Here is a 24,043-nt window from a genome sequence, read left to right as displayed (position 1 = left end):
AAGCTTGAAGCTCGCTGGAATAGATGAGGCTGGCAGGGGGCCCGTTCTCGGCCCGATGGTCATCGCAGCAGTTGTAGTGGATGAAAGGAACGTCCCTAAACTCGAGGAACTCGGTGTTAAGGACTCGAAGAAGCTCACCCCAAAGAGGAGAGAAAGGCTGTTCGATGAGATAGTGCAGCTTTTAGATGATTATGTAATTTTGGAATTATGGCCTGAGGAGATTGACTCCCGCGAGGGCACGCTCAACGAGTTCGAAGTCGAGAACTTTGTTAAAGCGCTCAACTCCCTCAAGGTCAAGCCTGACGTCGTTTACATAGATGCCGCCGACGTTAAGGAAGCCCGTTTCGGCGAGGAGATAAAGGCAAAGCTGGACTTCGAAGCAGAGATAATAGCCGAGCACAAGGCCGACGACAAGTTCGTGCCGGTTTCTGCGGCCTCAATCCTCGCCAAAGTTGCCCGCGACAGGACGATTGAAAAGCTGAAAGAGCAGTACGGCGAGATAGGCTCCGGCTATCCGAGCGACCCTAGGACGAGGGCTTTTCTGGAGGAATACTACCGCGAGCACGGCGAGTTTCCGCCGATAGTAAGGCGCACCTGGAAGACGCTGAGGAAGATAGAGGATAAGTTAAGAGCCGAACTAGAAATGACGAAAAAGCGCGGCCAGCTTAGCCTGGAGCATTTTCTTGGGAAGTGAGGACTCACTTCCCCAGCCTCAGCCTTACTCTGTCCTTCACATCCAGCAACCACTCCAGATAGGTCCACAGCGACTCCCTGAAGGCTTCCCACTTGAGGAGCTCGTTCAGTGCCACGCCCATGACCACGGCCGCGGGCGGAACGAGAACGGTTGCGTAGAAGCTGAACTGCGTCGTCCCCCCAAGGAGGTACTGAAGGGCGAAGAGGCCTACCGTGCTCCAGAAGACGCCAAAGGGGGCAAGGATTCCGGGCTTCCTCTTGTACAACCACGGCATGGCGAATATGAAGAGCACCATTCCAAGGAGAAGGAAGGGATCCGTCTGGGCAAAGATATTGGGATCGTAGTGGAGTGCGAAGGCCTTTTTGTTTATGAACCACTGCCAGAACGGGGAAGCCGCTGGGTGGCCGCCCTTGGAACTGAGGTGCCAGCGGAAGCTGCCGAGGAACTCCCTGAACCACTTCTCAGGCCCAACAGCCACCATAGCAGGAACGTTTGGCAGAAGGAAGCCGATAGCTGGAAAGATTGCTATCGTGAGGAGAAAGCCTAGGAGACTGTTTTCCCGTTTGAATGCCCTTACCAAAAGCACCGGCCAGCCGAAGGCACCGCTGAGTTTTGTGGCCGCGGCTAAACCAATGGCAAAACCCGAGGCACGTCTCCTCTCAAAGACGAGCAGGGCCATGAAGAGCGCCACAAAGAAGGCGACGTGGATGTCGAGCATCGCAGCCACTGCAGTCGCCTGAAGCGTCGGGTCTGCAGCGGAAAAGAGAAGCGCTATGAGCGAAGCGAGATAGCTCCTGCTTATCCTGTAGGTGGCGAGCACGACGAGAACCTGGATGATGGCAAAGGCGATAAGGCCCGGGAGACGCCAGTTGATGGGTTTGTCCTCGAGAATCATGCCGAGCATTATGAGATCCTTCCCAAGGAACGGGTGTTCCAGGTTGAGGTAGTTCTGGATGTTATCCTTGTCCGGATACCAGTAGCCTGGGACGACGTAATACGCGTCCGAAGGAATCTCGCTCGAGAGTTCGTCGAGGAACGGCTCAAGGTTCTCAACCGGAATCTCGAAGTAAACGGCCGGGAACTTGAGATACTCTTTTTCATAGGTCGCGTTGTAGCGGAGGGCAATTTTCTCAACGGGATACTGGTACTTTATCCACATGCTTGTGTTGGTGAATATTATGTTAACTCCGGCAGAATTAGTCGTCTCGTTGATGTAGTGCAGCTCCACACCGAGCCTGTGGAGGATGTTCCTTGAGGCGGAAACGTACCAGACTTCATCCCCCACATAGCCCCTAAGCTTCGGCTGGGAAGCTATGCCATATAGATACCCAAAAGAACCGATTATTATGAGTTCAAAGATTATAATGAACGCAACCCTTTTCCAGTTCATTATTGCCACCACTCCAAGTAGTTCGGCAACGTTTTTAAGCCTCTCCCCGAGGTTGGAAACATGAGCGAGATAACCGAGGAGCAGATAGGCCTCGCCGTCGAGATGATCAGAAAGGGCCTGGACGAGAGGAAGATCCGCGCCAAGCTCGGCGAGAACTGGGAGGAAATAGTCGAGATAGCCCGTGCGAGGATCAGGGCTAAAGACAAGTTCTCGCGTGACGACCTCTGGATGGATCTGGAAGGCCTCCGCTACGCCACCCATGAGGTCGTTGCAAAATACCGCGCCGAGAGGCTGGCAGAGTTTGGAGTTAAGAGCATAGCCGACGTTTCGTGCGGAATAGGCATACAGCTCATCTTCTACGCGATGAAGGTCGAGAAGGCCTACGGGGTTGATATAGACCCCAAGAAGATAGAGTTCGCGAGGAAAAACGCCGAGAAGTACGGCGTTAGAAACATCGAGTTCATAAACGCTGATTCCCTCGCACCCGAAACGATAGAACGCATCGATGCCGAGGTGATCTTCTCTGACCCTGCCCGTCCTCCGGAGATGCCGGAGAGAAGGCTTGAGGATTTACTCCCAAGCCCCCTGGCGATTTATGGATCGTACAAGCACAAAACCGATTCCTTCATCTTCGACCTTCCGCCGCAGATAAGGCACGAAAAGGTCCCCTGGAAGGGTGAGTTCGAGTACATCGATCTGTTCGGTCACCTGAACAGGCTGACCTTCTACACGGAGCCCTTGGCAAAAGCAGAGCGAAGCGCGGTGATTCTGCCAAAAGGGGTTCGTCTTGAGAGCAATCCCAATCTCGAGGACATCGTAACCTGGACTGAGGAGCCTAAGCAGTACCTCTATGAGATTCCGCAGGCGGTAGACTACGCCGATTTGCTGAACGAACTCTTCCACACTGTCAATGGCGAGCTGAAGATGCTCCTCCGCGAGAAGAGGCGCGTTCTGGCGACGAGCGACGAGAGAGTCGAGAGCGACTACTTCAAGCGCTCCTACACCGTCGTTGGAGTCACAAAATTCCACCCGCTCAGAATCAACGATTTCCTCAAGAGAGAAGGCTTTGGAAGAGCCACGCTGAGGATAAGCATCCCTGAGAACGAGTACTGGCGGTTCAGGAAGCGCATCGAGGCAAACCTGAAGGGTGACAGAAGGGCCTTTATCTTCCAGTTCAAGGACAGGGCGATAATAGCCGAGGCCCTATAACTCCTCTATCTTCGCGTTCCTTATCTTCTTCGAACCTATCCTGAGCTTTTTGAAGTAAACCACATGTTCCTCAGGCAGAAAAGATTCCAGGCTTGTGGATTTGAGGCGCTTTTTCTTTTTGCGAGGAGTATCGCTCCCGGAAACCTTCGGCGCGGCGTTGGCTATGAACTCGTCAAGCTTCCTGTCCATTGGCCCACCCAGATGGAATAGACCGTCGGGTATAAAGGCTTTTCCTCCCATCGACGGTTGCACCAAAGGATATATCAACGATCGCCCCGGGATTAATGTGGCCGTTGAGAAACGCTTTTAACTTCCGGGATTTATTTAGGGAAAGAGTAACAGAGGCGGGTGGAAAGTAATGTGCGGCATAATCGGGTACATAGGCGAAAGACCTGCCTGTCAGGTTATTGTTAAGGGCCTCAAGCGCCTTGAGTACAGAGGTTACGATTCTGTTGGAATAGTCACCGAGGAAAACGGTGAGCTTCACATTAAGAAAGGTGCCGGAAGGATAGACGAGCTCGCTGAAAAGCTCGGCCTTCTTGAGATGCCCGGAAAAAGGGGCATAGGCCACACCCGTTGGGCCACCCACGGCGTTCCGAACGATATTAACGCTCATCCCCAGACCGACTGCTCAGGCAAAATCGCCCTCGTCCACAACGGCATAATCGAGAACTACGGCGAGATAAAAGAGGAGCTCCTAGCAAAGGGGCACCGCTTTGAGAGCGACACCGACACCGAGGTCATCGCCCACCTCATCGAAGAGGAGCTCAAGTCGAGCGAGAGCTTTGAAGAAGCCATGAGAAAAGCCCTGCTCAAACTCAAGGGCTCTTTCGCGCTGGGGATAATCTACACGGAAGAGCCGGACAGGCTCTACTTCGTGAGGAACGAGAGCCCGCTCGTTTTGGGCATAGGTGAGGGAGAAAACTTCGCAGCAAGCGACGTGCCTGCGTTTTTGGAGTACACCAACAGGGCCGTTTTCCTTGACGATGGGGAATACGCAGTGATAACGAAGGACTCCCACGTCGTTAAAAAGCTCTCGACCGGTGAAGTCGTTGACAAGCCAGTCTACGAGGTAGAGTGGACGCTCGAGATGGCCGAGAAGGCCGGTTATCCACACTTCATGCTCAAGGAGATATACGAACAGCCGAGGGCGATAAGGGATGCAATCCACGGCAACGCCGAAGTTATAGAGGATGTCGCCAAGGAGATAGCGAAGTACGATAAAATCTTCTTCGTTGCAATGGGAACCTCTTACCATGCCGCTCTGGTCGGGAAATACCTCCTCCAGCGCCTGGCGAAGAAGGTTCCAATCGTTGAAGAGGCCAGCGAATTCCGCTATGAAATGGAAGACCTGATAGACGAGAACACCCTGGTCATAGCCATCACCCAGAGCGGCGAGACTGCAGACACTTTAGCGGCAATGAAGCTGGCGAAAGCCAAGGGTGCAAAAGTCCTCGCCATAGTCAACGTCGTCGGTAGCATGGCAACCAGAATAGCGGATTTAACCCTTTACACCCACGCGGGGCCGGAGATAGGCGTAGCCGCGACGAAAACCTACACCACCCAGCTTACCGTTCTTACCATGCTCGCCACAGCCCTCGCAAGGGTTCTTGGAACCGCCAGCGAGGAATACCTGAACGAGCTTGAGAGCAAGCTGAAAGAAGTTCCAGAACTGGTTGAGAAAGTTCTCAAGCACGACGGCGCACTCAGGGAACTAGCCGAGGGACTTAAGGAAAAGAGGGACTTCTTCTACATCGGAAGGAGCATAGGCGTTCCCACCGCCCTGGAAGGAGCTCTCAAGCTCAAGGAGATAAGCTACATCCATGCCGAGGGACTGAGCGCGGGTGAGCTGAAGCACGGCCCGCTGGCACTGCTTGAGGACGGGGTCCCGGTGGTTGCAATTGCTCCCAGCGGAAAGACCTTTGACAAGATGGTGTCAAACATAGAGGAATCGAAGGCGAGGGGCGCATACATAATAGCCCTAGGCGATAATGAGAGTCTTAAGAGAGTCTCGGACGTTCTCATAGAGATACCTCCAATGGACGAGCTGCTTACCCCCATAGTTTACGTCGTCCCGCTCCAGATCCTCGCATATCATCTCGCCGTCCTCAGGGGCAACGACCCCGACAAGCCGAGGAATTTGGCCAAGTCAGTTACCGTTGAATGAGGTGGTTTGAATGGTGAAAACCGACGTTAAGGGAAAACAAAAGAAAAAGGAGGAGAAATCCTCCCTTCCCGAGTACTATCAGAAGTTCAAGGCCTACGGGCTTCCGCTGATAGTCCTCCTGCTGGCGTACATCGGTTTCAAGATAAGGGCCGTTACGTCCAACTACAAGACCTTCCTCGATCCGGACACCTTCTACCACTACGAGCTCTACAAGCTGGCCATCCGGGAGTGGCTCCCCAGGTACTTTCCGCTGGCCGATCCTCCCACGGGGCTCAAGATAAGCGAGTCCCTCGGCCTCTACGCGGTGCAGGCCTTCTTCTACAAGCTGGTTAGTCCGCTCGGCTACGACGTCATGGATGCCTTCAAGCTCTGGCCACCGTTCGTTGGAGCAATGACCATCATAGCGGTCTATCTCCTCGGAAGAAAGCTCCACTCCAACTGGGCGGGTGTCTGGGCGGCGGCGTTCATGATGTTCTCCTACGCCAACTTCAGCAAGACCTACTCAGGCAACAACCGTGGTGAAGGACCCTTCATGATGTTCTTCCTCTACGCCGTGCTGCTGCTCATAATGTACCTCGACGAAAAAGAGTGGAACTGGAAAAAGATACTCTCAGGAGTGTTCTTCCTGATAACCAGCGTCCTCTACATGGGCGTCTGGCTCGGAAGCCAGTTCGGTGTCGGAATACTCCTCCTCTTCGCGGCGGCACACACGATAATCCTCTTCGTCTTCGGAAAGATCGAAGAGCTTAAGCGCTTTGCCAGGGAGTTCTACCCGCTCTACGCGCTGTCGCTGCTCATCGGAATAGCACTGTACCCGACGGGCTTCGTCAGAATAAAGGGCTTTCTCATATTCTCCCTTCAGGCATTCATCGGGCTTTCCGTGCTCGTTGCAATAATGCTGTATGGTGAGCGGGTCGGGCTTAACTACTCCGACAGAAAGCACCGCTTTGGAACCGTTCTCGCGATCGGCCTGGTTGGCTTCCTCGGCGCCTACCTCTACCTCGGTCCGGACCTGTTGAAGTACATGGGTGCCGCGTACCAGTCCAACCCGCTCTACCAGACTGTTGCTGAACTTGCAAAGACCAACTGGAAGACAATAGCCGGCTACTACAGTGTCAAGACCAAAGACGGAATTATCTTCCTGCTCTCACTTGCTGGTTTTATCATGGTCCTCGCCCGCTTCATAAGGAAGCTCCTCAAAGGTGACCTCACCGGTTATAAGGAAGTCTTCCTCGTGACATACTACATTGGCTCGGTTTACCTGCTCCTTATGGCGGTTAGATTCGTGTTCCAGGCTTCGGGCGCTATACTCCTCTTGGCTGGCGTTGCGATTGGCGAGGTGTTCCTGTTTGTTGAAAACATGAAAGATAGCATCAGCACCAAGGCCCTCTACGCGATGCTCCTCATCCTCCTGTTCCTGCCGCTCCCAATCATAGGTGCCCAGTACATGAACAACGTGGCCATCAACACATCAAAGGCCCAGGGCTCAGTCCCGGCCGACTGGGTGAACACACTCACCTGGCTCAGGGAGAACAGCCACCCGCTTGACAGTGCCACCAGCTGGTGGGACTACGGCTACTGGATCGAGTCAAGCCTCCTCAGCAACAGGCGCTCCGCCACCGACGGTGGTCACGCCTACGACAGGCGCTACATAGTTGCGGACTTCTTCGCCCACTACGGCAACGAGAGCGAGCAGGACTTCGAGGCATGGGAGCTCAACTACATGATAGTCTGGCAGCAGGACATCTACAAGTTCAACGCCATAAGCTACCTCGGTGGAGCAATAACCTATGGCGAGTACAAGAACAACCCGATGTTCCAGCTGATATACCCGCAGTACATTCAGTACGTCAACGAGAGCGGCAAAACCGTCGTCTATATCAACACAGGCCAGTACGCCTATCAGCCGGTGATGACCATTGACCTCACCAAGGGACAGGTCATACAGGGCAGGGGAGACATACCCTACGTTCTCTATGTCTTCCAGGGCTACGGCATGCTAGCCTACCAGAGCATAGCCTTCAGCAACTTCGTGCGCTTGGCGTTCCACATACCCTACTCATTCGAGCCGTGGGATGCCCAGATGCTCTTCGCCAACTTCAAGCCGGTATACACCAACGGTGGAGTTTCGACCTACGAGTTCAGGCCCTTCGCAGTTTACAGGATTGACAAGTACGAGAACGGCACATGGAAGGCATTCTACAGCACGACCGCCGGCGGTAAGCTTCCACTCGGCGAGCAGAAGCTCAGACTCTGGATTTCAGCATTCGGCAGGGACGTTAAGGACGCGACCCTCGTCTTCGAGGCCTACAACGGAACCGAGCTCATCAAGAGGGAGGTTCTGGCAGAGAACCTCAACATCAACCACCTCAACGAGACCCCCGTTGAGGTCAGCCTGATGATACCGAACGCGACCAAGTACCGCTTCGTCCTCATCCAGGACGGCCCGGTGGGAGTGCTCAACGGCGAACCGAAGGTCAATGGAAAGATCGTTAACCCAAGCTACATCCTTGATGAGGGCCAGAGCGGCCAGCTTGAGCTCATAGCAGCATTCAGGCAGGAATACACCGTTGACCTCTACCTCAGGGCGAGCATAGTCTACTACATAGCCCCCAACGGCAAGGACATAAACAAGCCGAACTTCCGTCTAGAGCCACACATGGACATCATAACCTACGTCCCCGTCAAGGAGGGCATAAGTGTCAAGGAGGGTAACAACACGATAGTTGCCCAGGCCAGTATGCCCGAAAACGTCTTCGAGAGCTACATCCAGGAGCTCTACAAGAAGTACGGCGAGGACAAGGTTGTCATCGTCAAGAAGAGGATAGAGCCAGTGTTCATTACAAAGAAGGAGTACGTGATTTGGGAGGGTTAATCCCTCACTATTTTTACGTCTTCCAGCTTTTTCAGCCCTCCTTTTTCCGCCGTTCTTACAACGCCAGGAACAAAGCCGTTTTTTGGTCTCAGAAGAATGGCCTCGACCTCGGTAAAGCCGAGCTTCTTAAGGGCAAACGCCCTGTGGTGGCCATCGAGCACGTAGTATTTCCCGCCGTGTGGTATGACCACTATAGGCGCGTCGTAGCCGTGCTTTATCTCCTGAAGGACGACCAGCAACTTGGCCTCGCTGAGCTCCCTCTGGGTGGGAACAACCTGCTCCAGCGGAATAAAGGCCCTTTCAAGCTCAAACTCGATGCCGTAGATGGCTTTGTACTCGTCCTTTATGCGCTCGGCGCGCCTGAAGGCTTCCTCCCTCGTTATGAGCTTTGTCCTCCTCAAGACTTCACTCCCCTGACGGCTATGAAGGCGGCAAGGTTTCTGCACTTCCTGTGGCATTTTTTGTCAATCCTTTCGGCCAAGCCTAAGAAGGGCCAGAAGGAGGGAAAAAAGATAACCCCCGCACTCTCGACCCCAGTAAAGCCTCCGTTCTTCAGGAGAAGTTCAAGCTCCCTGGGGGTGTAAAACCTGGCATAGCGGTAGGCCGTCTCGACGAAGAGGCTCTTTAGGCGCTTGAAGAAGAACCACGAGCTCCTCCCGTTCATAGTGCCGATGAGAACTTCACCGCCGGGCTTGAGGACGCGGTGGATCTCGGCGATTACCTTTTCCGGCTCGTGGATAAACTCAAACATGGTCACGCTCAGCACGAGGTTAAAGCTCTCGTCCGGAAAGGGCAGACTGTAGGCGTCGCCTTTGATGCAGTTGAAGCCCTTCGCCATGGCTATCTCAAGCATTCCCTCACTCGCGTCGAGGCCGATAACATCGAAGCCGCGCCTTTTGAGCTCGAGAACATAGTTCCCGGTGCCGCAGCCTAAATCGAGGGCCTTACCTGATTTCGTTTGGAGCATGGAGAAGACTAACCACTTCTCGGTTCTGTCTACGTACTGACCGGTTTTCGTCCTGTACCAGTCGTCGTAGCGCCTGGCAATTCTGTTGAAGTACTCGGCCATTCAGACACCCATCTTGCTCTCTATGGTAAGAGGTTTATCAACGCGGTCGTCTATCCTGAGGCTTATGACGATGCGCTTTGCCCACGCTTTTAGGATAGCCTCATGGCAGCCTTGACGAGCTTAAGGATTTCCTCTACGGAGCCTTCAACCATAGTTCCCATCGGGCAGACCTGGTACTTCAGGCCACTCGCCTTTATGACTTCGATGACAGGTTCGAGGTCTTCCTACACTTGGCTTTCTGTTCCGAAGGGAAAAAGACAAAGCTCCGCTATCGCCATCAGCCGCCTCCCGCGGGCGGGAAGATGTGCACCTCGTCATCGTCCTTCAGCTCAGTGTCGAGGCCTTTAAGGTGCAGGACGTTGTGGCCGTTCACGAGGATCATTCCGTCTATGGCCTTTCCTGCCTCCTTGGCGCGGGGGCTTTCGAGGAGCTCCCTCTTTATTTCTGGACTATAGTGTTTGGCTAGATAATCAATAAGCTCCCCAACAGTCTTTATGTCGTGAACCTCTATCTCCTTCTTTCCGATGAGTTCACGAAATGTCGCATAGAACTTGACCTTCATACGACCACCTAAAAAAGTTTGGAAGAAGAGGACTAAAAACTTTACTCGTTTTCTTTCCGTTTCTTTTCGCGGTTGTGTATGTAGTCGAGGAGTGGTCTTATCCTCTCCCAGACCTCCTTTATACTGCCGTGACCATCAACCCTAACGTAGATGCCCTGCTTCTTGTAGAACTTGATTATCGGCTCCATGTTCTTGACGTAGAGGTCATAGCGCCTCGCCACTATCTCTGACCTGTCGTCCTCCCTCTGGACGAGCTGGGAGCCACATAGGTCACATTTACCGGGAACCTTTGGGGGTCTGTACCGAAGATGGTAAACGGCACCGCACTTGGGACATATCCTCCTCCCAGAGATGCGCTCAACACTTTCCTCCTTAGAGATGAAAATCTCCATCGCCACGTCTATCCTTATGCCGTGGTCGTATAGGTAGTTCTCAAGCGCGAGAACCTGCTCTGCCGTTCTGGGGTAGCCATCGATGATGAAGTTGTTCCTGTCGCGCCTTAAGCGAGAAATCACTAGGGTATTGACGACGATGTCCGGAATGAGCTCCCCTTTTGCGAGATACTTCTTCAGTTCCTTCCCGAGCTCGCTTCCCTTTTCAATCTCCGCCCGTATCATGTCCCCCGAGGAGATATACGTCAGCCCATAGCGCTCCGTTATCGTCCTTGAGTGGGTTGATTTGCCGCTCCCAGGTGGTCCGAAGATCAGGATGTTCATTTTCTCACCGCTAGTTATTTATCTCCTGAGTGATAAAACAATTACGGTGGTGGTCATGAAACTGAGCACAGGCTTTGTTCGGGCATCCGGATACGCCTACAAGGTAAGGCGCGTGCTATTTGCAATAACACGCGGGAGGGTGGAGCCAGAAGAAGTCGTTAGGGCCGCAGCGGAGCTCAACCAGTACGTCTTTGAAAAGCTCCAGGAGATGGGGGTGAACAAGGGGGACGTCGTGAGGATAAGCGTCCCCTTCAGCATTGAGGGTGGAAAGATAAAGTGGCACTATGGGGGACTCAAAATAGAGGTCTACAAGAGGGAAGACGAAGCAAAGCTGGCCGAAGCTATGGAGGAAATCGAGGAGCGCGAGAGAGCCCTCGAAGAGCAGATAAAGGAGCTCGAGGAGCTCACCCTTCAGCTCAGAGAGATGAGCGAGAAAATACTGGAGAAGCTGGAGGAGCTCAAGCAGGAGCACACATCTCTCAGGCTCAAGGCGGAGGAGTGATGGAATCTAGGAAGATGTTGACGTAGGCCACGACATGGGAGGCAAGGTAGCTTTTCCTCCCGATGCTCACTTTTTCGGCTATCCCACTAAGGAAGGCCTCATCCTCCGGAGTTAATCCTTCATGGTCGCCGAGGACGAAGGCGACGTTCTGGGAGAAGTTCACCCTCTCGATGGGCCTGCCCTCCTCATGGAGGTAGTAGAGGGTCGCACCTTTCAGGGTTCTCCTTATGATGTCTTCAAAGGTTAGATTGCTCACATAAATCCCAGGGAGAACCTGGATCTCTTTGCTCGGCTCGCGGAGATTTTCCCCGACCTTCAGAGCTTTGATTATCAGCTTCGCCGTACTCAGCTCGTCTGGATTGAGTGTTTTGGGCTTCATCCCCTGCCCCTCAAACCTTATCGCCTTCGGTGGGTTCGGCGGGCCGTAGAGGCTCAGCCACACGCGGACGTTCTTTCTGAAGCTATGCGAGAGGAGAAAGGCAGAGTTAAGCACGCGGCAAAGGAGGTCTATCCTACCGCTGGTTCCAGGAAGATCCTTGAGCTTGAAATCCGCTTTTGTATGTGCCTTGTTCGCCTTGATGATGAAGGTTCTCATGGTTGAGGATTTGGACGGGAGCTTATAATCGTTGCCCGAAGGGTTTTCGGAGCAGATTCATACTGCGGCATCTCTGGCCCTTTCACTTCAACGTCCAGAGCTTTGGGAAAGCGGGACGGTGAAGTGTTTGGAAGTCTTTAGTAACGCCTGGTAATTATCGGACTTTTTGTTACGATTTTCATCTTGGAATGTAACGAAATTTTTTCAGAGCATTGAGAAGAGCACGGTGCGACGGTTTCCAGCCCATTTTCTAAGGGAAACTGTTCTTTTTGGCTGTTGCATGGTTTTGAAGTCTGGAGATTAACTTTTCTCTTTTCTTTGGGCTTTGGAAGTCTCGCAAACATTCTTGTTCACAGGATTTTTTAAGCTGTGCAGGCCTGAAATTCTTAGAAGAGGTCCTTGAAAGATCTCAATGAAAGAATCCTCATAGCGCTGAAACCGCCCCTCCGCAGAAAAACTTATAAGATTTAAGGCACTTTATACCTTTATAAGGCGAAAGAAGGAAAAAACTGCCCTGTTTCAATAAGACTCTAGGAGAATTGAAATACAAACGTCATGGCATTGGCAGGGTGGCTTTATGACTGTTTCAATAAGACTCTAGGAGAATTGAAATTCTGGAGCCACGACCGGCACGCATGAGTTTGATGTATGTTTCAATAAGACTCTAGGAGAATTGAAATATCCCAGTAGGAAATCGTGTGCCGGCCTTCCATGCTGGGTTTCAATAAGACTCTAGGAGAATTGAAATAGATTTTCTTAGGCTGTTCGTTCGCCGGTAGGTCTTCGTTTCAATAAGACTCTAGGAGAATTGAAATTCGCAATAGGCACTAAGATGGACGCAAGCAAAAGAGGTTTCAATAAGACTCTAGGAGAATTGAAATACTTTTAACACTCATAGGCCGATCACCTGCTCCTTTGTTTCAATAAGACTCTAGGAGAATTGAAATTTGTTGTAGAACAGGTACGAGCTCGGGCTGGTGAGGGTGTTTCAATAAGACTCTAGGAGAATTGAAATCATCAAGCTTGCCCTCTTTGAGGAGCTTTTCACAGCGGGTTTCAATAAGACTCTAGGAGAATTGAAATACATCTGGAACAACCTTCCAGTGCTTGGCCTTGTCGGCGGTTTCAATAAGACTCTAGGAGAATTGAAATGACTTCGAGGAAATATGGTCTCTACGTCCACCTGATAACACCAGGTTTCAATAAGACTCTAGGAGAATTGAAATACAAGATCGAGATAACCATCACCCCGAAGTCCGCAGGTTTCAATAAGACTCTAGGAGAATTGAAATCCTATCTCGTTCACGAACTTCACCAGCTCCTCAAGGGTTTCAATAAGACTCTAGGAGAATTGAAATTCTCTATGAACTCCGGCTATGGAACCCCGCCCACGACGTTTCAATAAGACTCTAGGAGAATTGAAATGTAGTAGCGTTATAGTCAATGCTGAGGCTGCTAACAGGTTTCAATAAGACTCTAGGAGAATTGAAATAACTCTACGGAGGTCGGCACCATGGGGTTGGATGAGTTTCAATAAGACTCTAGGAGAATTGAAATCCAATCACTCCAAGTCCATAGCCCAAGCCAACTTCCGCGTTTCAATAAGACTCTAGGAGAATTGAAATAGCGTCGGCGGGACACCCTCGACGATAAGGGCCGCAAGTTTCAATAAGACTCTAGGAGAATTGAAATGTTATGTGTTCGTTAAGAACATTGATATACAGTACAGTGTTTCAATAAGACTCTAGGAGAATTGAAATAACGATGATGACGGACTGCTCGAGGTTTTCGCGAGGTAGTTTCAACAAGAAATAAGAAACCAAAAAGCGAAAAGTGCTTTTACTCCATCCTCCTTCCGAGCAAGCGGTTTATTCTCGCCCTTATGCCTCTGTTGCCCTTCACAAGCATAACCGTCTTCGGGCATTTGCTCGCTACCCTTTCAGGCACTTCCCCAAAGAGTAGCCTCTTGAAAAGGCCCTCCCTCGTTGCCCCCATGACCACGAGGTCGTGCTTCCTGCACTCATCAAGTATCGCATTTACCGCGTCGCTTTTGTTCACTATCTTCAGCTCCGCGTTTTCGATCCTCTCCATTACCGGCTTCAACTGTTCCCTTATCTTATCTTCCACCTTGCCAGTGGTGTTGACGCTGAGCACAGTAACTCTTGCACCGTACGCATCGGCGAGGATCGAGACGAGCTCCGCACTGATGGCGCTCTGCTTTCCTCCTCTCGTCGGGAAGAGAATGCTCTTAATTTCTTCGCGCTCCTCGGTGTCGCCCGGCTTGATGACCAACACGTTACACGGGGCGTTCTCAACTATCTTGTCGAGGTTGCTTCCCATGACGTACTTACTCCACCTCGAGCGCCCTTCCCAGCCGAGGATGAGAAGGTCAGCCTTCCTGTCCCTCACTGCGCTCATTATCCCTCTGTAAACGCTGTGAGCGTAGTATATCAGGCCCTCTACCTTCACTCTCCCACTAGTGTAGGACCTTGCCTTCCTCACGACTGCTATAGCCTCGTCCGCGAACTGTCTTGCCTCCTCGAGCGGTGTCTGCTCCGGAACCGTCACGACGCTGACAATGAGCAGCTCCCCATTGACTTCCTCCGCTATTCTCTCGGCGTATTTGGTCAGAACCTTTGCGTTCTTCGGATTCGACACAGCCACCATTATTCTGTACCTTCCTTCCTCACCAGCTTCCTCAAAGACTGTCTCCCTCTCGAACTTAGTTGGCTCAACTTTGGCGCCCTTATAGGTGACGTAAACGACGAGCCCTATACCCACCCATGTCAGCGTTATGGCCCAGGCGGTGGGGCTGACATTAAAGACCCACACTGAGAGTATAGCCTGGAAGAATATCGCCAGCAGCGGGATGTAGGGGAAGTAAGGCATCAGGAAGCCATAGTCAAGCTCATCTCCACGCTCGTTTCTAATCTTTATTACTGCGGCGTTGACTAGGAGGAAAATTAGGAGAAAGACTATGTCAGCGCTCGCTGCCACATCTTCAATCGGGAAAATGAGAGCAACGGTCAGGACTATGAGTGAGGATGCAAAGAGCGCGTAGTGCGGCACCCTTCTGATCCGGTGGATTCTGGAGAATATTGAGGGTAGCCTGCCATCCCTGCTGATGGCAAAGAGAACCCTTGTGGAGGAGTATATAGTGGCGTTGAGGGCAGAAGTTGAGGAGAATATAGCAGCGAGCGTGATGAGAAGGCCGCCATAGGGCATGAGGTCCTTTATTGCCTCGCCCATTCCCACAGGCCCGAGTTCAGCGAACCACTGGCTCAATGGCATGTTCCCGGGCTCGGCGCCGACTATCGCAGCGAAGGCAAATAGGAGGTACGTTGCGGTAACGGCGGCAACAGAATAGAGTATAGCCTTTGGAACGGTCTCCTTAGGATTGACTGCCTCTTCACCGGCGTGGGCTATTACTTCATAGCCCTCAAAGCCCACGTAAGTAAACCCCATCGCCATAAGAATTTTATCCCATCCGTTGGGGACGAAGTCGTTGAAGTGGGCAAGCTTTTCTGGATGCACTATTATGTAATAAATTGAGAACAGACCGATGAAAGCCAGCGTTCCCATTTGACCAAGAGTAATGAGGTTCTCGATGCTGCCAGTCTCGGAGACACCGAGGTAGTTGATGACTATAAAAATGATGGCTATCCCCAGGGCAAGGAGCTTAATTATCAGCTCGTGCTCCAAGCCTAGGCTGATGAACCAGCCAGTTCCCTCGAGGAGAAAAACCGTGTATGTCGCGAAGGTTATGGCGTAGAGGCTACCTGCAACTGTCAGGGCGAACCAGTTTATCCAGCCCGAAATAAAGCCGACGAAGCCCTTGAAAGCCTCGTCTATATAAGTGTAAGCACCACCCGCCGTTGGCAGTGCCGAGGCGAGTTCTGCGAAAGACATGGCGGAAAAGAAAGCGATAAGACCGTTGAGAGCAAAGGCAATGAGTATGCCGCCGGGACCGGCGAAACCGATGGCGATACCGGTGGCAACAAAAACACCGGCACCGATCATCATTCCCATTCCCATCATCATGAGGTGCATCAGTGACAGACCGCGGGATAGTTCTATTCTCTCTCCATCATGTTCCATACTCATCTCCTCCTATGCCTTGTAGCCCTTTGAACCTCAAGAACGTGACCAATCTTTTTCTTGGCGTATCTGCGTTTTCTCTCAATCCTTCGGCGTTTCATCTCAGAGATTATCGAGTTTGATTTCACAAGAAGGATCAGCATAGTCCCATAAGAGCCGAAAATGAGAGTTATTCCAATTATCTGATCGAGATCCATAGATTCCACCCCTGTGCGAATATAGTGTTAACCGCAGGAGTCTTTTAAAATATGTCGATGGGAGGAAAAAGTTCTCAAACGGTAAATATCCGTATCGTGTTTGTCCCCACAGTTTTGCCTATCGGCGTTCCCTTCGTCAGCAGAACCGTGTCGTTTTCGTTCACCAGGCCCAGGCCTTTGATAAGACCCAGTATCTCGCGCTCGCTAGCCTCCTCAACGAGGAATGGATAGACTCCGTATGAGAACATGAGGCTGTTGGCAATCTTCTCGTCGGTGGCGAAAGCTAGAATCCACTGTTTTGGCTTGAAACGAGATATTAAGCGAGCAGTTTCACCGGTTCTTGTGGGGGTGAGAATGTATTTGATTTCTATCGAGTCGAGAGCCTCTATGATGCTCCTTGTTATTGTATCCTTTATAGTCCCCTTCTTCGGCATCTGGGCTTTCCATTCCACAACGCGCGCTGACCAAAGGGAATCGCGGTAGGCTTCGGTGGTTTTTGCTATCTTGGCCATCATCCTCACCGTATCGATGGGATACCTGCCCACAGCAGTCTCCTCCGAGAGCATAACCGCGTCCGTTCCATCGAGAATGGCGTTGGCTACGTCTGTAACCTCTGCCCGTGTGGGGAGCTTCTCTTGGGTCATCGACTCAAGCATTTGGGTGGCAGTTATCGCAGGTTTACCCGCCATGTTGGCCTTTTTTATGAGCTTTTTCTGGAGCACTGGAAGCTTCTCAATCGGCATCTCGACTCCCAAATCACCCCTAGCTATCATTATTCCATCGGCGGCGCTCAATATTTGGTCAAAGTTCTTCACCGCATCGGGCCTCTCGATCTTTGCGATTATGAACATCTTTCCGTTTCTTTCCTCTACGAAGCGCCTCACCTTGAGGACGTCGTAGGCCGAGCCAACAAAACTTATACCAACTGCATCGATACCGTGCTCAATGGCAAACTCAAGGAACTTCAGATCCCTCTCCGTCACGGCGTCTATCGCCATCCTTGCGTTCGGGACGTTTATGCCCTTGTGTGAGAAGAGAATTCCGTCAACGAGAACCTTACAAACAACGTCGGTGTCACGAACCTCCTCGACGCGCAGTGCTATGAAACCGTCGCTTAGGTAGATGACGTCTCCCTTCGAGACCATCTTGGGAAAGTCCTTGAACTCGACCGGTATTTCTGCCTCGTTGCCCACAACGTCACGGGTGGTGAGAGTTATCGTTTGCCAGCGCCTCAGCGTCACAGAATCATTTTGAATCTCACCAACTCGTATTTTCACTCCCGGAAGGTCTCCGAGGATGGCAACGGGCCTGTTGAGCCGCTCTGAGACCTCTCTTATCGTCTCAACCGTCTTGGCGTGCTGCTCGGAGTCTCCATGAGCGAAATTTATGCGCGCGACGCTCATTCCTGCTTTTATCATAGCCTCGAGGGTTTTCCTCTTGAGCGACGCCGGTCCGACGGTTGCTATAATCTTTGTCTTGTGTGGTGGCAGCTTCATGTCCTTCACCTAAGAGGGAACTTTAACTCAACCTTAAATAATCTTATCCCACGAAACATTAATAAATTAGGAGAACCTAATTATCTCGGTGATTGCATGAGCCCCCTTGAAGTTAGGGTTTTTAGTGAAGATGGAAAAGAAGTCCAGCTCAAGGACATCGTTCTCGGAAGGTGGACGGTTCTTTATGTCTATCCCAAGGACAACACCCCTGGATGCACCACCGAGGCGAAAGAGTTTACAGAACTCCTTCCCGAGTTCGAGAAGCTTGGCTTCCAAGTGATTGGGGTAAGCAAGGATTCAGTTAACTCTCATCGGAAGTTCAAAGAGAAGCATGGATTAAAGATAAAGCTCCTGAGCGATCCCAGCGCCGAGCTTATCAAAGCTCTAGGCGCATGGGGTAAGAAAAAACGCTACGGTAAAGAGTACGAGGGTGTCATAAGAAGCACCTTCATTCTGAATCCTCAAGGGGAGATAGTCTGGAAGAAAATTAATGTTAGAGCAAAGGGACACGCAGCAAAAGTCTTAGAAGAAGCAAAGAAACTCGTGGAAGAAAGCTGAGGCTCTTTTATCCATCCTTTTCTTTTCCTAGCACTATCTCGGGCTGTGGCGAGGGTTCCCCTCTCTTCCCGGGCTCAAACCTCGAAAGAAAACGACCGATAATCTCAACGATTCTCACGTTCTCACCTCTCAAAGCTTAAAAATGAAGGAGGCAAGGATGCTCACTTCATAAGCACGAAGCCGACTATGTTGCCCTCATAGGCGAGGAAGACCTTAACGCCATTGAGGGTCTCGTAAGCGGCGTAAACGTCCAGCTCGCTGAGGTCGTAGTCACCAACGACCTTGCCAACATAGTCGCCATCGTAGACGAGCTTCTGGACGGTTACTCCGCGCGGGTTAGTGAACTCCTCAACTGAGATCTGGCTCAGATAGTTCTGGACTTCGGCAGGGTCGATGCTGACTTCCGTCAGGTTCGTGGACCTGACTCCGAGCCCCATGTAGGGAGCACCCCCACCAGCGACCATCATGCCGCCATTTGCGTGGCCATAGCCCTTGGCATAGGCCATAGGGGTGGTGCTCCTCTCAACTTCTGGATTTGGTCCTGGCACACCCTGGTAGGCAGCTACCGCTCCAAACACCAGGCCAAAGAGACCCAACACCATCAAACCAATTCCCAACCACTTCTTCATGTCATATCACCTCTCCATGTGTAATTGCAATATTACATATGTTGGGTTTCTTTATAAAGTTTTCGGTGTCGAAAAGCTATAAAACCTCAAACCGTAGAGGCCTGATGCCATGAGGAAGGAGTTAATAACAGCAATCCCGCCAGACGAAATAGAGCTCATCCTGAAAAAATCTGGAGCAGAGGTTGAGCTGATCATTTCGGAGGCAAAACCATTTCACGGCATGCCGAGGTACAGAGTGCTTCTGGAAGGGGCAGACGAAGAGATAGAGAAGTTCATGGATGTCCTCAGACTGGCAAGAGCTGGCGGTTAGCCCACCAGTGCGTTCTTGAATCCAAATTCTCTCACGAGCTGTGCGGCTTTAATCATCTCCTCATCCTTGAGGGTTCTGCTGATCTCTGGATGTTTCCCTGCTTCGTATTCTGGCCGGTACTGGAACATCACGTTTATTCTAACATCCTCCCCGAGGTTCTCGGCTATCCACTTTAGTATCTGCCTCGTGCAGCAGTCAAGGTGGCCAGGAATAACGAGATGTCGTATCAGGAACTCGGCTTTGTAATGCCTTTTGGCGAGGAGAAAGTTTCTGGTGATAACCTCCCAATACCGAGGAACCTTTGAGTACTTCAGAGCACACTCGTCGTTTCCCCACTTGAAGTCGGCGAGGTAAACATCGACAACCCCATCGAGAAGCTTCATTGCCTCTTCGCTCATGTACATGTTGGAGTTCCAGACTACTGGAATCGGGACTTTGACGTGCCTGAGGGTCTCGATGATGAAGGGAAGGTTTGGAGTCGGCTCGCCACCGACGAAGTTCACGTTCTTTGCTCCCTGCGCGAAGGAGAGAGCTATTTTCTCAGCCATCTCTCCGGGCAAATACTCAATTCCAATGCGGAACTGACTTATATCCCAGTTCTGGCAGAAGACGCACCGGAAGTTGCAACCGCTGAAGAAGACCGTGTAAGAAGGAACCAGCTCCGGCTCCTCGCCGTAGTGGAGGAACTCGCTCGCAACGAGGCTCTCCTTCACCCTGCAGTAGCCGATTTCCCTTTTTCTGTTCGCTCGGCACTTGAACTCGCAGAGCTCGCAGCTCTCGAGGATCTTATCAGCTATAACCGCTTTGAGGTCAAGGAGACTCTTCTCTGGGCTTTCGCTGAGGTCGTTCTCCTTCAATCTGTCCATAGCCTCTTCGTGAATCTCCCAAAGCTCTTCCAATGGCGCATCTTCGTCAAACTTTACTCCAACCCGTTTTGATAGAAAGAAGTTCGGCACTTCATCTCCCCTAAGAACTGCGAAGTAGTGGGGCATTGCCTTTATGGCCCCTTCAATTTCCCTAATCTTTATCCTCCTGAACCACATCACCATCTAATAGGTTCTCATAGTTAAAACACTTGTCGATTACCTTTACAAGGCGGCCCTCAGCTTGAGGAGGCACTCGTCGCAGTAGCCTGGAATCCTGCCGTCCCAGTCCTCTATGTTGGTGGGGGGATGCATGACACACTGGTTGTTGCAGTGCTCAAGGCCGAAGCTGTGCCCAACCTCGTGGAGGATACCCTTGAGGAGTCTGCTTTTGAACGTCTCAAGCTTCCTCCTGCGCTCATGGGGAGAATCATCGGGGGTTATAGGAACCTCGAAGGGCTTCATCGACAGTATCATAATCCTAAGGCCGGTGATGACCTCGTGAATGCCAAGAAACTTCTCGTAGAAGTCAAAGTAAGGATTCCTAGAAACGAGCGGAAAGGTGGTGAGGGCGAATATCTTGTTCATTTTGATGTCCTCTTTCTCGTTGATTTCCTGGAGCAGTCTGGAGTAGAGAACCTCAACGAGGGCCTCAAGCGGATAGACCCTTATCCTGCCCTCCGGTGTGCTGAGGTTTATCAGGTAACCCGGCTCCAGCTCAAGTTTTCCTATGTAGAGGAACCTCACGGGAATCTCATTCTGGTGGAAGAAGCGGTTTGCATCGTCGAAAACGTTGAATAGAACGTCGGTTATTATTTCTTTGTCCACGAAGTTCCCGACGTAGGTGAAAGCTATAAACTCCATGATTTCACCACAAATGAGAGACCGTTTCAAACTTATTAAATTTTAGGTGATTGAACCACAAACGTTTTTAACCGCCTTTCTGAAGGCTTTTCGGGCGATGGCGTCCGCCCGGGCTTCGAGCCGAACCGCCCGTTTCGGGCTGATGACGCCTGTTCTCTGCCAGATATAGCAGGAGGCGGTAGAATGGGCTCGAAGCTGAGTGAGATTGGCAGGTTTATTAACGCTGATGCGCTCATCCGTTACGTTGAGGAGAGGCGCCACGAGGACGGCGGCTACTGCTTCGTGAGCGTTTTGGACGAGACCAACATTAACGACACGTACTACGCGGTAAAGATTTACGACCTGCTCGGGCTTAAAATTCCCGAGAAGGAAAAGACAGTGGAGTTCCTTTACACTTCCGCCCGGATGCAGACCGCAGTGGTGGCCGTTGCAATGGCCATCGAGGCACTGTCCTTACTGGGAGCGAGAGACCTGGCAAGGGAAAAGCTGGATCTGCTCTTCTCCAAATACAACCCGCTAGAAGGGAAGTTCGCCGTTGGCCTCGGCGGAAGTGAGGAGTTCGGAACTGCCACACCTCTGGAGGCAACTTACTGGGCCATGAGGGCGCTGGCGGCCGTGGGTTACCGTATGGATAGCGAGACCAAGGAAAGGATACGCGAGTTCGTGATGGGGTTCCGCAAAGGAGACTGTTTTGGTGTGAAGGGGGCCACCACAACCATGACTTACCAGGCCCTCTTCACCCTCAAGGGCCTTGGCTATGCCGTCCCAGACACCACCCACTTCTACAGATGCGAGGTCTACGGTGGCTTTACCGAGGTGCCCTACTCGCTGCCTCCCTACCTAGAACCAACGTTCTATGCCATAAGAGGGCTCAGTCTGCTCGGCAAGAGGGCGCGCTACGTAAGGGACCACATCAGGTTCATCAGGGCACTTCAGAACCCCAACGGAGGCTTCAGGCGCTCGCTGGAGATGGGTATATCGAACTTCCAGAACACGTACAGAGCTGTGAAAGCCCTCGATGAACTCCTGAAGTGGTACTGATGGATATCGTGGGGATATACCTCAGGGAGGCTATGAAGGAGGGCTGCCCAGTCTGCAGGATACTCAGGGAGTACGAGGAGTCTGAAATCGATATAATCCTCTACGAACACGTGAACGACCCCGCTGTTAGGGCCAAGTTCAAGGAGAGCCTTGGCCTCTGCACCTACCACGCCTGGAAGACCCTCAAAAAGGCCCACTCGAATCCGCTGCTCGGCCCGCTGGGAGTGGCGATAATCTACGAGCACATGCTTTCAACTTATATCAAAACCCTCGAAAGCTGGGAGAAGGTCAAGGAAGGCGAGTGCTTCCTGTGCCTTCTCGTGGAGGAGAAGGAAAAGGACACGGTGGAGGCTATCACGGAGAAGATTGAGGAGCTCCTTCCCGTTTATGAGTCATCGGAGGCAATCCTCTGCAAAAGGCACCACGAGATGATAGACTCAATCCTCAGGAAGAAAAATCCCCAGAGCGCGGAGAGGCTCAGAAAAGTCCAGCTGGAGAAGCTGAAGAAGCTCAGGGAAAGGATGAACTCTTTCATAAACAAGTTCGACTATAAGGCAACCGAAAGGCCCACAAAAGAAGAGGTTTTATCCCTCCCAATGACTATAGAGGCGCTTAAAGGGCTCGAAAACGGAGCAACCCTAAGGAAGAAGGAGCGAAAAAAGCGGACAAAGAGAGTTTTGCTATGGAGATAGAAGTAAGCCCCGAGGAGCTGGCTGGGATACGGAAGAACCAACGGGAGATAGAGAGACGCTTCAGAGACCTAGAAGGGCTTGAGAGAACCCTAAAAGCCCTCAAGTTGCGGTTCCTCCTGGAGCAGAGGGCCAGGCTGGAGAAGAGGCTCAGCGAGATGAAGCAGAACTATCGCGAGCTACTCGAGTTCGAAGATAAGGCAAAGAGGGATAAGGAATTTTTGATGGCATTTAGGAAGGAACTCAACGATGAGAACAAAAGCCTTAGAAAAGAGCTGGAGGAAGAGAGGGATGAAAATAACCGTTAAGCCGTGGAGGGGCTGGCGGAGGGTTACTTTCAGGGTTCTCGATGAGACCCTCAAAAGGATAGAGGAACTGTGCGAGCGCTACGGCTTCAGGTTGGAGGAGGCCATAAGGATAATACTCCTCCGTGGCTACGTGGATGATAGAGTGGACGCCGACGAGGAGGCCTTTGAAAAGCTTGAGAAGGAGACAGATGCTCTTGAAAAGGAGCTGTATGAGCTTGAAGGGAAGTGGTCGTCCCTGAAGTTCCGCTCCTATTATATAGCACTCGACAACCAGAACCTCGGAATCCAACTCTCCGGAATGATAGCGGAGAACAAGAGACTGAGAAAGGTACTCGGGAAGGAGGAGAGGGACTTCTCGGAAGTTAAGGAGCTGATTCACTACTACATGGCCTTCGGGGACAAGGATTAAAAGAGACCCTACACATGGTTCGGCGGTGATGGAATGAACGGCAGGATAGCGGTTGCGATAGCACTCGGCGGTGCACTCGGAGCATTGGCACGCTTTTACATCTCGGGAATACTGCCTGTTTATAAGGACTTTCCCGTTGGAACCCTGCTCGTCAACAGCATAGCCAGCTTCATCCTTGGCTACATCTACGGTCTCCTTTTCTGGGGAATCGATGTTCCGGCAGACTGGAGGGCTTTCTTCGGAACAGGCTTCTGTGGTGCCTTGAGCACATTCTCGACGTTCTCCTACGAGACCTTTTCGCTCTTACGTGAAAGGGAGTATTTCCTCGCAGCCCTAAACATCTCGGCAAACGTTATAATCACGGTAAGCCTAGTTTTCATCGGATTCATGCTCGCAAGGAGGTGAGTTTATGGTTGAGGTCGAGCACTGGAACACGCTTTGTCTTAGAATCTACATAGGCGAGAGCGACCGCTGGGAGGGGAAACCGCTCTACAAGGCCATAGTGGAGAAGCTCCTCGAGATGGGAATAGCAGGAGCAACCGTTTACCGCGGTATTTACGGATTCGGGAAGAAGAGCAGAATTCACTCCACAGATGTAATGAGGCTTTCTACTGATTTGCCCATCATTATCGAGGTCGTAGACAGGGGATACAAGATTGAAAAGGCCATACACGAGATTAAGCCCATGATAAAGGACGGCATGATAACTGTCGAGCCTACGATAGTTGTATGGGTTGGCACAAGAGAGGAAGTGAAGAAGTTTGAGGACGATGCTGTGAGGGAGCTCTGAGCTTTTCTCCTA

26 protein-coding genes, 1 pseudogene, 1 CRISPR repeat array and 1 riboswitch are annotated in these 24,043 nt (G+C 51.7%); of the genes and pseudogenes, 13 read left to right on the top strand and 14 right to left on the bottom strand.

The window, feature by feature from the left end; all coding sequences use genetic code 11:
* Positions 1 to 4 precede the first annotated feature (4 nt).
* A complete protein-coding gene (rnhB, locus tag E3E32_RS02115; RefSeq protein ID WP_167729970.1) occupies positions 5 to 694 on the top strand; it encodes a ribonuclease HII in 690 nt (229 codons plus the stop codon).
* A gap of 4 nt (positions 695 to 698) precedes the next feature.
* Here rnhB and E3E32_RS02110 read toward each other — a convergent pair whose 3' ends face one another.
* Complete coding sequence (locus E3E32_RS02110) at positions 699 to 2,084, bottom strand: dolichyl-phosphate-mannose--protein mannosyltransferase (protein WP_167730902.1); 1,386 nt, start codon at positions 2,082 to 2,084, stop codon at positions 699 to 701.
* Positions 2,085 to 2,144: 60 nt separating this feature from the next.
* Between E3E32_RS02110 and E3E32_RS02105 the strand changes: the two genes are divergently transcribed.
* A complete protein-coding gene (locus E3E32_RS02105) occupies positions 2,145 to 3,293 on the top strand; it encodes a methyltransferase domain-containing protein (RefSeq protein WP_167729969.1) in 1,149 nt (382 codons plus the stop codon).
* On the opposite strand, the gene E3E32_RS02100 is transcribed toward E3E32_RS02105, so the two are convergent.
* Entirely contained in the window at positions 3,288 to 3,482 is a 195-nt protein-coding gene (locus E3E32_RS02100) for a PCNA-inhibitor (RefSeq protein ID WP_012571733.1), read from the bottom strand. The genes E3E32_RS02105 and E3E32_RS02100 overlap by 6 nt on opposite strands.
* A 169-nt stretch (positions 3,483 to 3,651) precedes the next feature.
* On the opposite strand from E3E32_RS02100, the gene glmS reads away from it, so the two are divergent.
* Positions 3,652 to 5,460 carry a glutamine--fructose-6-phosphate transaminase (isomerizing) gene (glmS, locus tag E3E32_RS02095; RefSeq protein ID WP_167729968.1) on the top strand — a complete coding sequence of 603 codons (1,809 nt, stop codon included), beginning with the start codon at positions 3,652 to 3,654 and terminating at the stop codon, positions 5,458 to 5,460.
* A 10-nt stretch (positions 5,461 to 5,470) separates the two neighbouring features.
* Complete coding sequence (locus E3E32_RS02090) at positions 5,471 to 8,335, top strand: STT3 domain-containing protein (RefSeq protein ID WP_167729967.1); 2,865 nt, start codon at positions 5,471 to 5,473, stop codon at positions 8,333 to 8,335.
* On the opposite strand, the gene E3E32_RS02085 is transcribed toward E3E32_RS02090, so the two are convergent.
* From E3E32_RS02085 to E3E32_RS02065, 5 genes and pseudogenes are all read right to left on the bottom strand, one after another.
* Positions 8,332 to 8,736 (bottom strand): ParB/RepB/Spo0J family partition protein, encoded by a 405-nt coding sequence (locus tag E3E32_RS02085; protein WP_240910549.1) that lies wholly within the window; start codon positions 8,734 to 8,736, stop codon positions 8,332 to 8,334. The genes E3E32_RS02090 and E3E32_RS02085 overlap by 4 nt on opposite strands.
* A complete protein-coding gene (locus E3E32_RS02080) occupies positions 8,733 to 9,404 on the bottom strand; it encodes a class I SAM-dependent methyltransferase (RefSeq protein ID WP_167729965.1) in 672 nt (223 codons plus the stop codon). The genes E3E32_RS02085 and E3E32_RS02080 overlap by 4 nt, the downstream gene beginning before the upstream one ends.
* A pseudogene (locus tag E3E32_RS02075) lies at positions 9,405 to 9,610 on the bottom strand (MTH1187 family thiamine-binding protein).
* A gap of 71 nt (positions 9,611 to 9,681) precedes the next feature.
* Positions 9,682 to 9,966: a ubiquitin-like small modifier protein 1 gene (locus E3E32_RS02070; protein ID WP_167729964.1), complete on the bottom strand. Its 285-nt coding sequence runs from the start codon at positions 9,964 to 9,966 to the stop codon at positions 9,682 to 9,684.
* Between the two features lie 41 nt (positions 9,967 to 10,007).
* A complete protein-coding gene (locus tag E3E32_RS02065; RefSeq protein ID WP_167729963.1) occupies positions 10,008 to 10,682 on the bottom strand; it encodes an adenylate kinase in 675 nt (224 codons plus the stop codon).
* Positions 10,683 to 10,737: 55 nt separating this feature from the next.
* Between E3E32_RS02065 and E3E32_RS02060 the strand changes: the two genes are divergently transcribed.
* Positions 10,738 to 11,184 carry a single- stranded DNA-binding family protein gene (locus E3E32_RS02060; protein WP_012571741.1) on the top strand — a complete coding sequence of 149 codons (447 nt, stop codon included), beginning with the start codon at positions 10,738 to 10,740 and terminating at the stop codon, positions 11,182 to 11,184.
* Here the strand turns inward: E3E32_RS02060 and trmY are convergent.
* The 4 genes from trmY to pyk form a co-directional block, all read right to left on the bottom strand.
* Entirely contained in the window at positions 11,168 to 11,779 is a 612-nt protein-coding gene (trmY, locus tag E3E32_RS02055; protein WP_167729962.1) for a tRNA (pseudouridine(54)-N(1))-methyltransferase TrmY, read from the bottom strand. The genes E3E32_RS02060 and trmY overlap by 17 nt on opposite strands.
* A 516-nt stretch (positions 11,780 to 12,295) precedes the next feature.
* Positions 12,296 to 13,539: direct repeats of the CRISPR family, unit length 30 nt; unit sequence GTTTCAATAAGACTCTAGGAGAATTGAAAT.
* A 79-nt stretch (positions 13,540 to 13,618) separates the two neighbouring features.
* On the bottom strand, positions 13,619 to 15,883 hold the full coding sequence (locus E3E32_RS02050; protein ID WP_240910548.1) for an amino acid permease: 2,265 nt from the start codon (positions 15,881 to 15,883) through the stop codon (positions 13,619 to 13,621).
* Complete coding sequence (locus E3E32_RS02045) at positions 15,880 to 16,074, bottom strand: hypothetical protein (protein WP_167729961.1); 195 nt, start codon at positions 16,072 to 16,074, stop codon at positions 15,880 to 15,882. Before E3E32_RS02045 ends, E3E32_RS02050 begins: the two co-directional genes overlap by 4 nt.
* A 74-nt stretch (positions 16,075 to 16,148) precedes the next feature.
* Positions 16,149 to 17,570, bottom strand: coding sequence for a pyruvate kinase (gene pyk, locus E3E32_RS02040; protein ID WP_167730900.1), 1,422 nt, complete (start codon positions 17,568 to 17,570; stop codon positions 16,149 to 16,151).
* 96 nt (positions 17,571 to 17,666) lie between these two features.
* Between pyk and E3E32_RS02035 the strand changes: the two genes are divergently transcribed.
* Positions 17,667 to 18,128 carry a peroxiredoxin gene (locus E3E32_RS02035; RefSeq protein ID WP_167729960.1) on the top strand — a complete coding sequence of 154 codons (462 nt, stop codon included), beginning with the start codon at positions 17,667 to 17,669 and terminating at the stop codon, positions 18,126 to 18,128.
* 161 nt (positions 18,129 to 18,289) lie between these two features.
* Here the strand turns inward: E3E32_RS02035 and E3E32_RS02030 are convergent, their stop codons facing one another.
* Positions 18,290 to 18,757, bottom strand: coding sequence for a hypothetical protein (locus tag E3E32_RS02030; protein ID WP_167729959.1), 468 nt, complete (start codon positions 18,755 to 18,757; stop codon positions 18,290 to 18,292).
* 109 nt (positions 18,758 to 18,866) lie between these two features.
* Between E3E32_RS02030 and E3E32_RS02025 the strand changes: the two genes are divergently transcribed.
* Positions 18,867 to 19,067, top strand: coding sequence for a TIGR04140 family protein (locus E3E32_RS02025; RefSeq protein ID WP_167729958.1), 201 nt, complete (start codon positions 18,867 to 18,869; stop codon positions 19,065 to 19,067).
* On the opposite strand, the gene E3E32_RS02020 is transcribed toward E3E32_RS02025, so the two are convergent.
* Complete coding sequence (locus tag E3E32_RS02020; protein ID WP_167729957.1) at positions 19,064 to 20,116, bottom strand: radical SAM protein; 1,053 nt, start codon at positions 20,114 to 20,116, stop codon at positions 19,064 to 19,066. The genes E3E32_RS02025 and E3E32_RS02020 overlap by 4 nt on opposite strands.
* A gap of 39 nt (positions 20,117 to 20,155) precedes the next feature.
* Positions 20,156 to 20,794, bottom strand: a complete 639-nt coding sequence (locus E3E32_RS02015) for a peptidase M54 (RefSeq protein WP_167729956.1) — start codon at positions 20,792 to 20,794, stop codon at positions 20,156 to 20,158.
* A gap of 84 nt (positions 20,795 to 20,878) precedes the next feature.
* Positions 20,879 to 20,953: riboswitch (Fluoride riboswitch) on the top strand.
* 24 nt (positions 20,954 to 20,977) lie between these two features.
* Here E3E32_RS02015 and E3E32_RS02010 point away from each other — a divergent pair.
* The 6 genes from E3E32_RS02010 to E3E32_RS01985 are packed head-to-tail and all read left to right on the top strand — an operon-like array spanning position 20,978 to position 24,031.
* The gene (locus tag E3E32_RS02010; protein WP_167729955.1) at positions 20,978 to 21,835 is read left to right on the top strand and encodes a prenyltransferase/squalene oxidase repeat-containing protein; all 858 of its coding nucleotides are present in this window, start codon (positions 20,978 to 20,980) and stop codon (positions 21,833 to 21,835) included.
* A complete protein-coding gene (locus E3E32_RS02005; RefSeq protein ID WP_240910547.1) occupies positions 21,835 to 22,527 on the top strand; it encodes a DUF6062 family protein in 693 nt (230 codons plus the stop codon). The genes E3E32_RS02010 and E3E32_RS02005 overlap by 1 nt, the downstream gene beginning before the upstream one ends.
* Entirely contained in the window at positions 22,518 to 22,832 is a 315-nt protein-coding gene (locus tag E3E32_RS02000; RefSeq protein WP_167729954.1) for a hypothetical protein, read from the top strand. Before E3E32_RS02005 ends, E3E32_RS02000 begins: the two co-directional genes overlap by 10 nt.
* Positions 22,816 to 23,241, top strand: coding sequence for a hypothetical protein (locus tag E3E32_RS01995; RefSeq protein ID WP_167729953.1), 426 nt, complete (start codon positions 22,816 to 22,818; stop codon positions 23,239 to 23,241). Before E3E32_RS02000 ends, E3E32_RS01995 begins: the two co-directional genes overlap by 17 nt.
* A 33-nt stretch (positions 23,242 to 23,274) precedes the next feature.
* Entirely contained in the window at positions 23,275 to 23,646 is a 372-nt protein-coding gene (gene crcB / locus E3E32_RS01990; RefSeq protein WP_167729952.1) for a fluoride efflux transporter CrcB, read from the top strand.
* A 4-nt stretch (positions 23,647 to 23,650) separates the two neighbouring features.
* Positions 23,651 to 24,031, top strand: a complete 381-nt coding sequence (locus E3E32_RS01985) for a DUF190 domain-containing protein (RefSeq protein WP_167729951.1) — start codon at positions 23,651 to 23,653, stop codon at positions 24,029 to 24,031.
* Positions 24,032 to 24,043: the final 12 nt, after the last annotated feature.

Origin of the sequence: Thermococcus sp. GR6 (assembly GCF_012027415.1) — an archaeon.
Lineage (GTDB): Archaea > Methanobacteriota_B > Thermococci > Thermococcales > Thermococcaceae > Thermococcus > Thermococcus onnurineus.
Note: the sequence above shows the minus strand (reverse complement) of the source record. Positions and strands in the feature narration are given on the sequence as shown.

What these genes read in the sequence shown, in the direction of transcription:
- E3E32_RS02110 (WP_167730902.1), bottom strand. Translation starts at nt 2,084, where the DNA reads ATGAACTGGAAAAGGGTTGCGTTCATTATAATCTTTGAACTCATAATA.
- E3E32_RS02105 (WP_167729969.1), top strand. Translation starts at nt 2,145, where the DNA reads ATGAGCGAGATAACCGAGGAGCAGATAGGCCTCGCCGTCGAGATGATC.
- E3E32_RS02100 (WP_012571733.1), bottom strand. Translation starts at nt 3,482, where the DNA reads ATGGACAGGAAGCTTGACGAGTTCATAGCCAACGCCGCGCCGAAGGTT.
- glmS (WP_167729968.1), top strand. Translation starts at nt 3,652, where the DNA reads ATGTGCGGCATAATCGGGTACATAGGCGAAAGACCTGCCTGTCAGGTT.
- E3E32_RS02090 (WP_167729967.1), top strand. Translation starts at nt 5,471, where the DNA reads ATGGTGAAAACCGACGTTAAGGGAAAACAAAAGAAAAAGGAGGAGAAA.
- E3E32_RS02080 (WP_167729965.1), bottom strand. Translation starts at nt 9,404, where the DNA reads ATGGCCGAGTACTTCAACAGAATTGCCAGGCGCTACGACGACTGGTAC.
- E3E32_RS02070 (WP_167729964.1), bottom strand. Translation starts at nt 9,966, where the DNA reads ATGAAGGTCAAGTTCTATGCGACATTTCGTGAACTCATCGGAAAGAAG.
- E3E32_RS02065 (WP_167729963.1), bottom strand. Translation starts at nt 10,682, where the DNA reads ATGAACATCCTGATCTTCGGACCACCTGGGAGCGGCAAATCAACCCAC.
- E3E32_RS02060 (WP_012571741.1), top strand. Translation starts at nt 10,738, where the DNA reads ATGAAACTGAGCACAGGCTTTGTTCGGGCATCCGGATACGCCTACAAG.
- trmY (WP_167729962.1), bottom strand. Translation starts at nt 11,779, where the DNA reads ATGAGAACCTTCATCATCAAGGCGAACAAGGCACATACAAAAGCGGAT.
- E3E32_RS02050 (WP_240910548.1), bottom strand. Translation starts at nt 15,883, where the DNA reads ATGAGTATGGAACATGATGGAGAGAGAATAGAACTATCCCGCGGTCTG.
- E3E32_RS02045 (WP_167729961.1), bottom strand. Translation starts at nt 16,074, where the DNA reads ATGGATCTCGATCAGATAATTGGAATAACTCTCATTTTCGGCTCTTAT.
- pyk (WP_167730900.1), bottom strand. Translation starts at nt 17,570, where the DNA reads ATGAAGCTGCCACCACACAAGACAAAGATTATAGCAACCGTCGGACCG.
- E3E32_RS02035 (WP_167729960.1), top strand. Translation starts at nt 17,667, where the DNA reads ATGAGCCCCCTTGAAGTTAGGGTTTTTAGTGAAGATGGAAAAGAAGTC.
- E3E32_RS02030 (WP_167729959.1), bottom strand. Translation starts at nt 18,757, where the DNA reads ATGAAGAAGTGGTTGGGAATTGGTTTGATGGTGTTGGGTCTCTTTGGC.
- E3E32_RS02025 (WP_167729958.1), top strand. Translation starts at nt 18,867, where the DNA reads ATGAGGAAGGAGTTAATAACAGCAATCCCGCCAGACGAAATAGAGCTC.
- E3E32_RS02020 (WP_167729957.1), bottom strand. Translation starts at nt 20,116, where the DNA reads ATGGTGATGTGGTTCAGGAGGATAAAGATTAGGGAAATTGAAGGGGCC.
- E3E32_RS02015 (WP_167729956.1), bottom strand. Translation starts at nt 20,794, where the DNA reads ATGGAGTTTATAGCTTTCACCTACGTCGGGAACTTCGTGGACAAAGAA.
- E3E32_RS02010 (WP_167729955.1), top strand. Translation starts at nt 20,978, where the DNA reads ATGGGCTCGAAGCTGAGTGAGATTGGCAGGTTTATTAACGCTGATGCG.
- E3E32_RS02005 (WP_240910547.1), top strand. Translation starts at nt 21,835, where the DNA reads ATGGATATCGTGGGGATATACCTCAGGGAGGCTATGAAGGAGGGCTGC.
- E3E32_RS02000 (WP_167729954.1), top strand. Translation starts at nt 22,518, where the DNA reads ATGGAGATAGAAGTAAGCCCCGAGGAGCTGGCTGGGATACGGAAGAAC.
- E3E32_RS01995 (WP_167729953.1), top strand. Translation starts at nt 22,816, where the DNA reads ATGAAAATAACCGTTAAGCCGTGGAGGGGCTGGCGGAGGGTTACTTTC.
- crcB (WP_167729952.1), top strand. Translation starts at nt 23,275, where the DNA reads ATGAACGGCAGGATAGCGGTTGCGATAGCACTCGGCGGTGCACTCGGA.
- E3E32_RS01985 (WP_167729951.1), top strand. Translation starts at nt 23,651, where the DNA reads ATGGTTGAGGTCGAGCACTGGAACACGCTTTGTCTTAGAATCTACATA.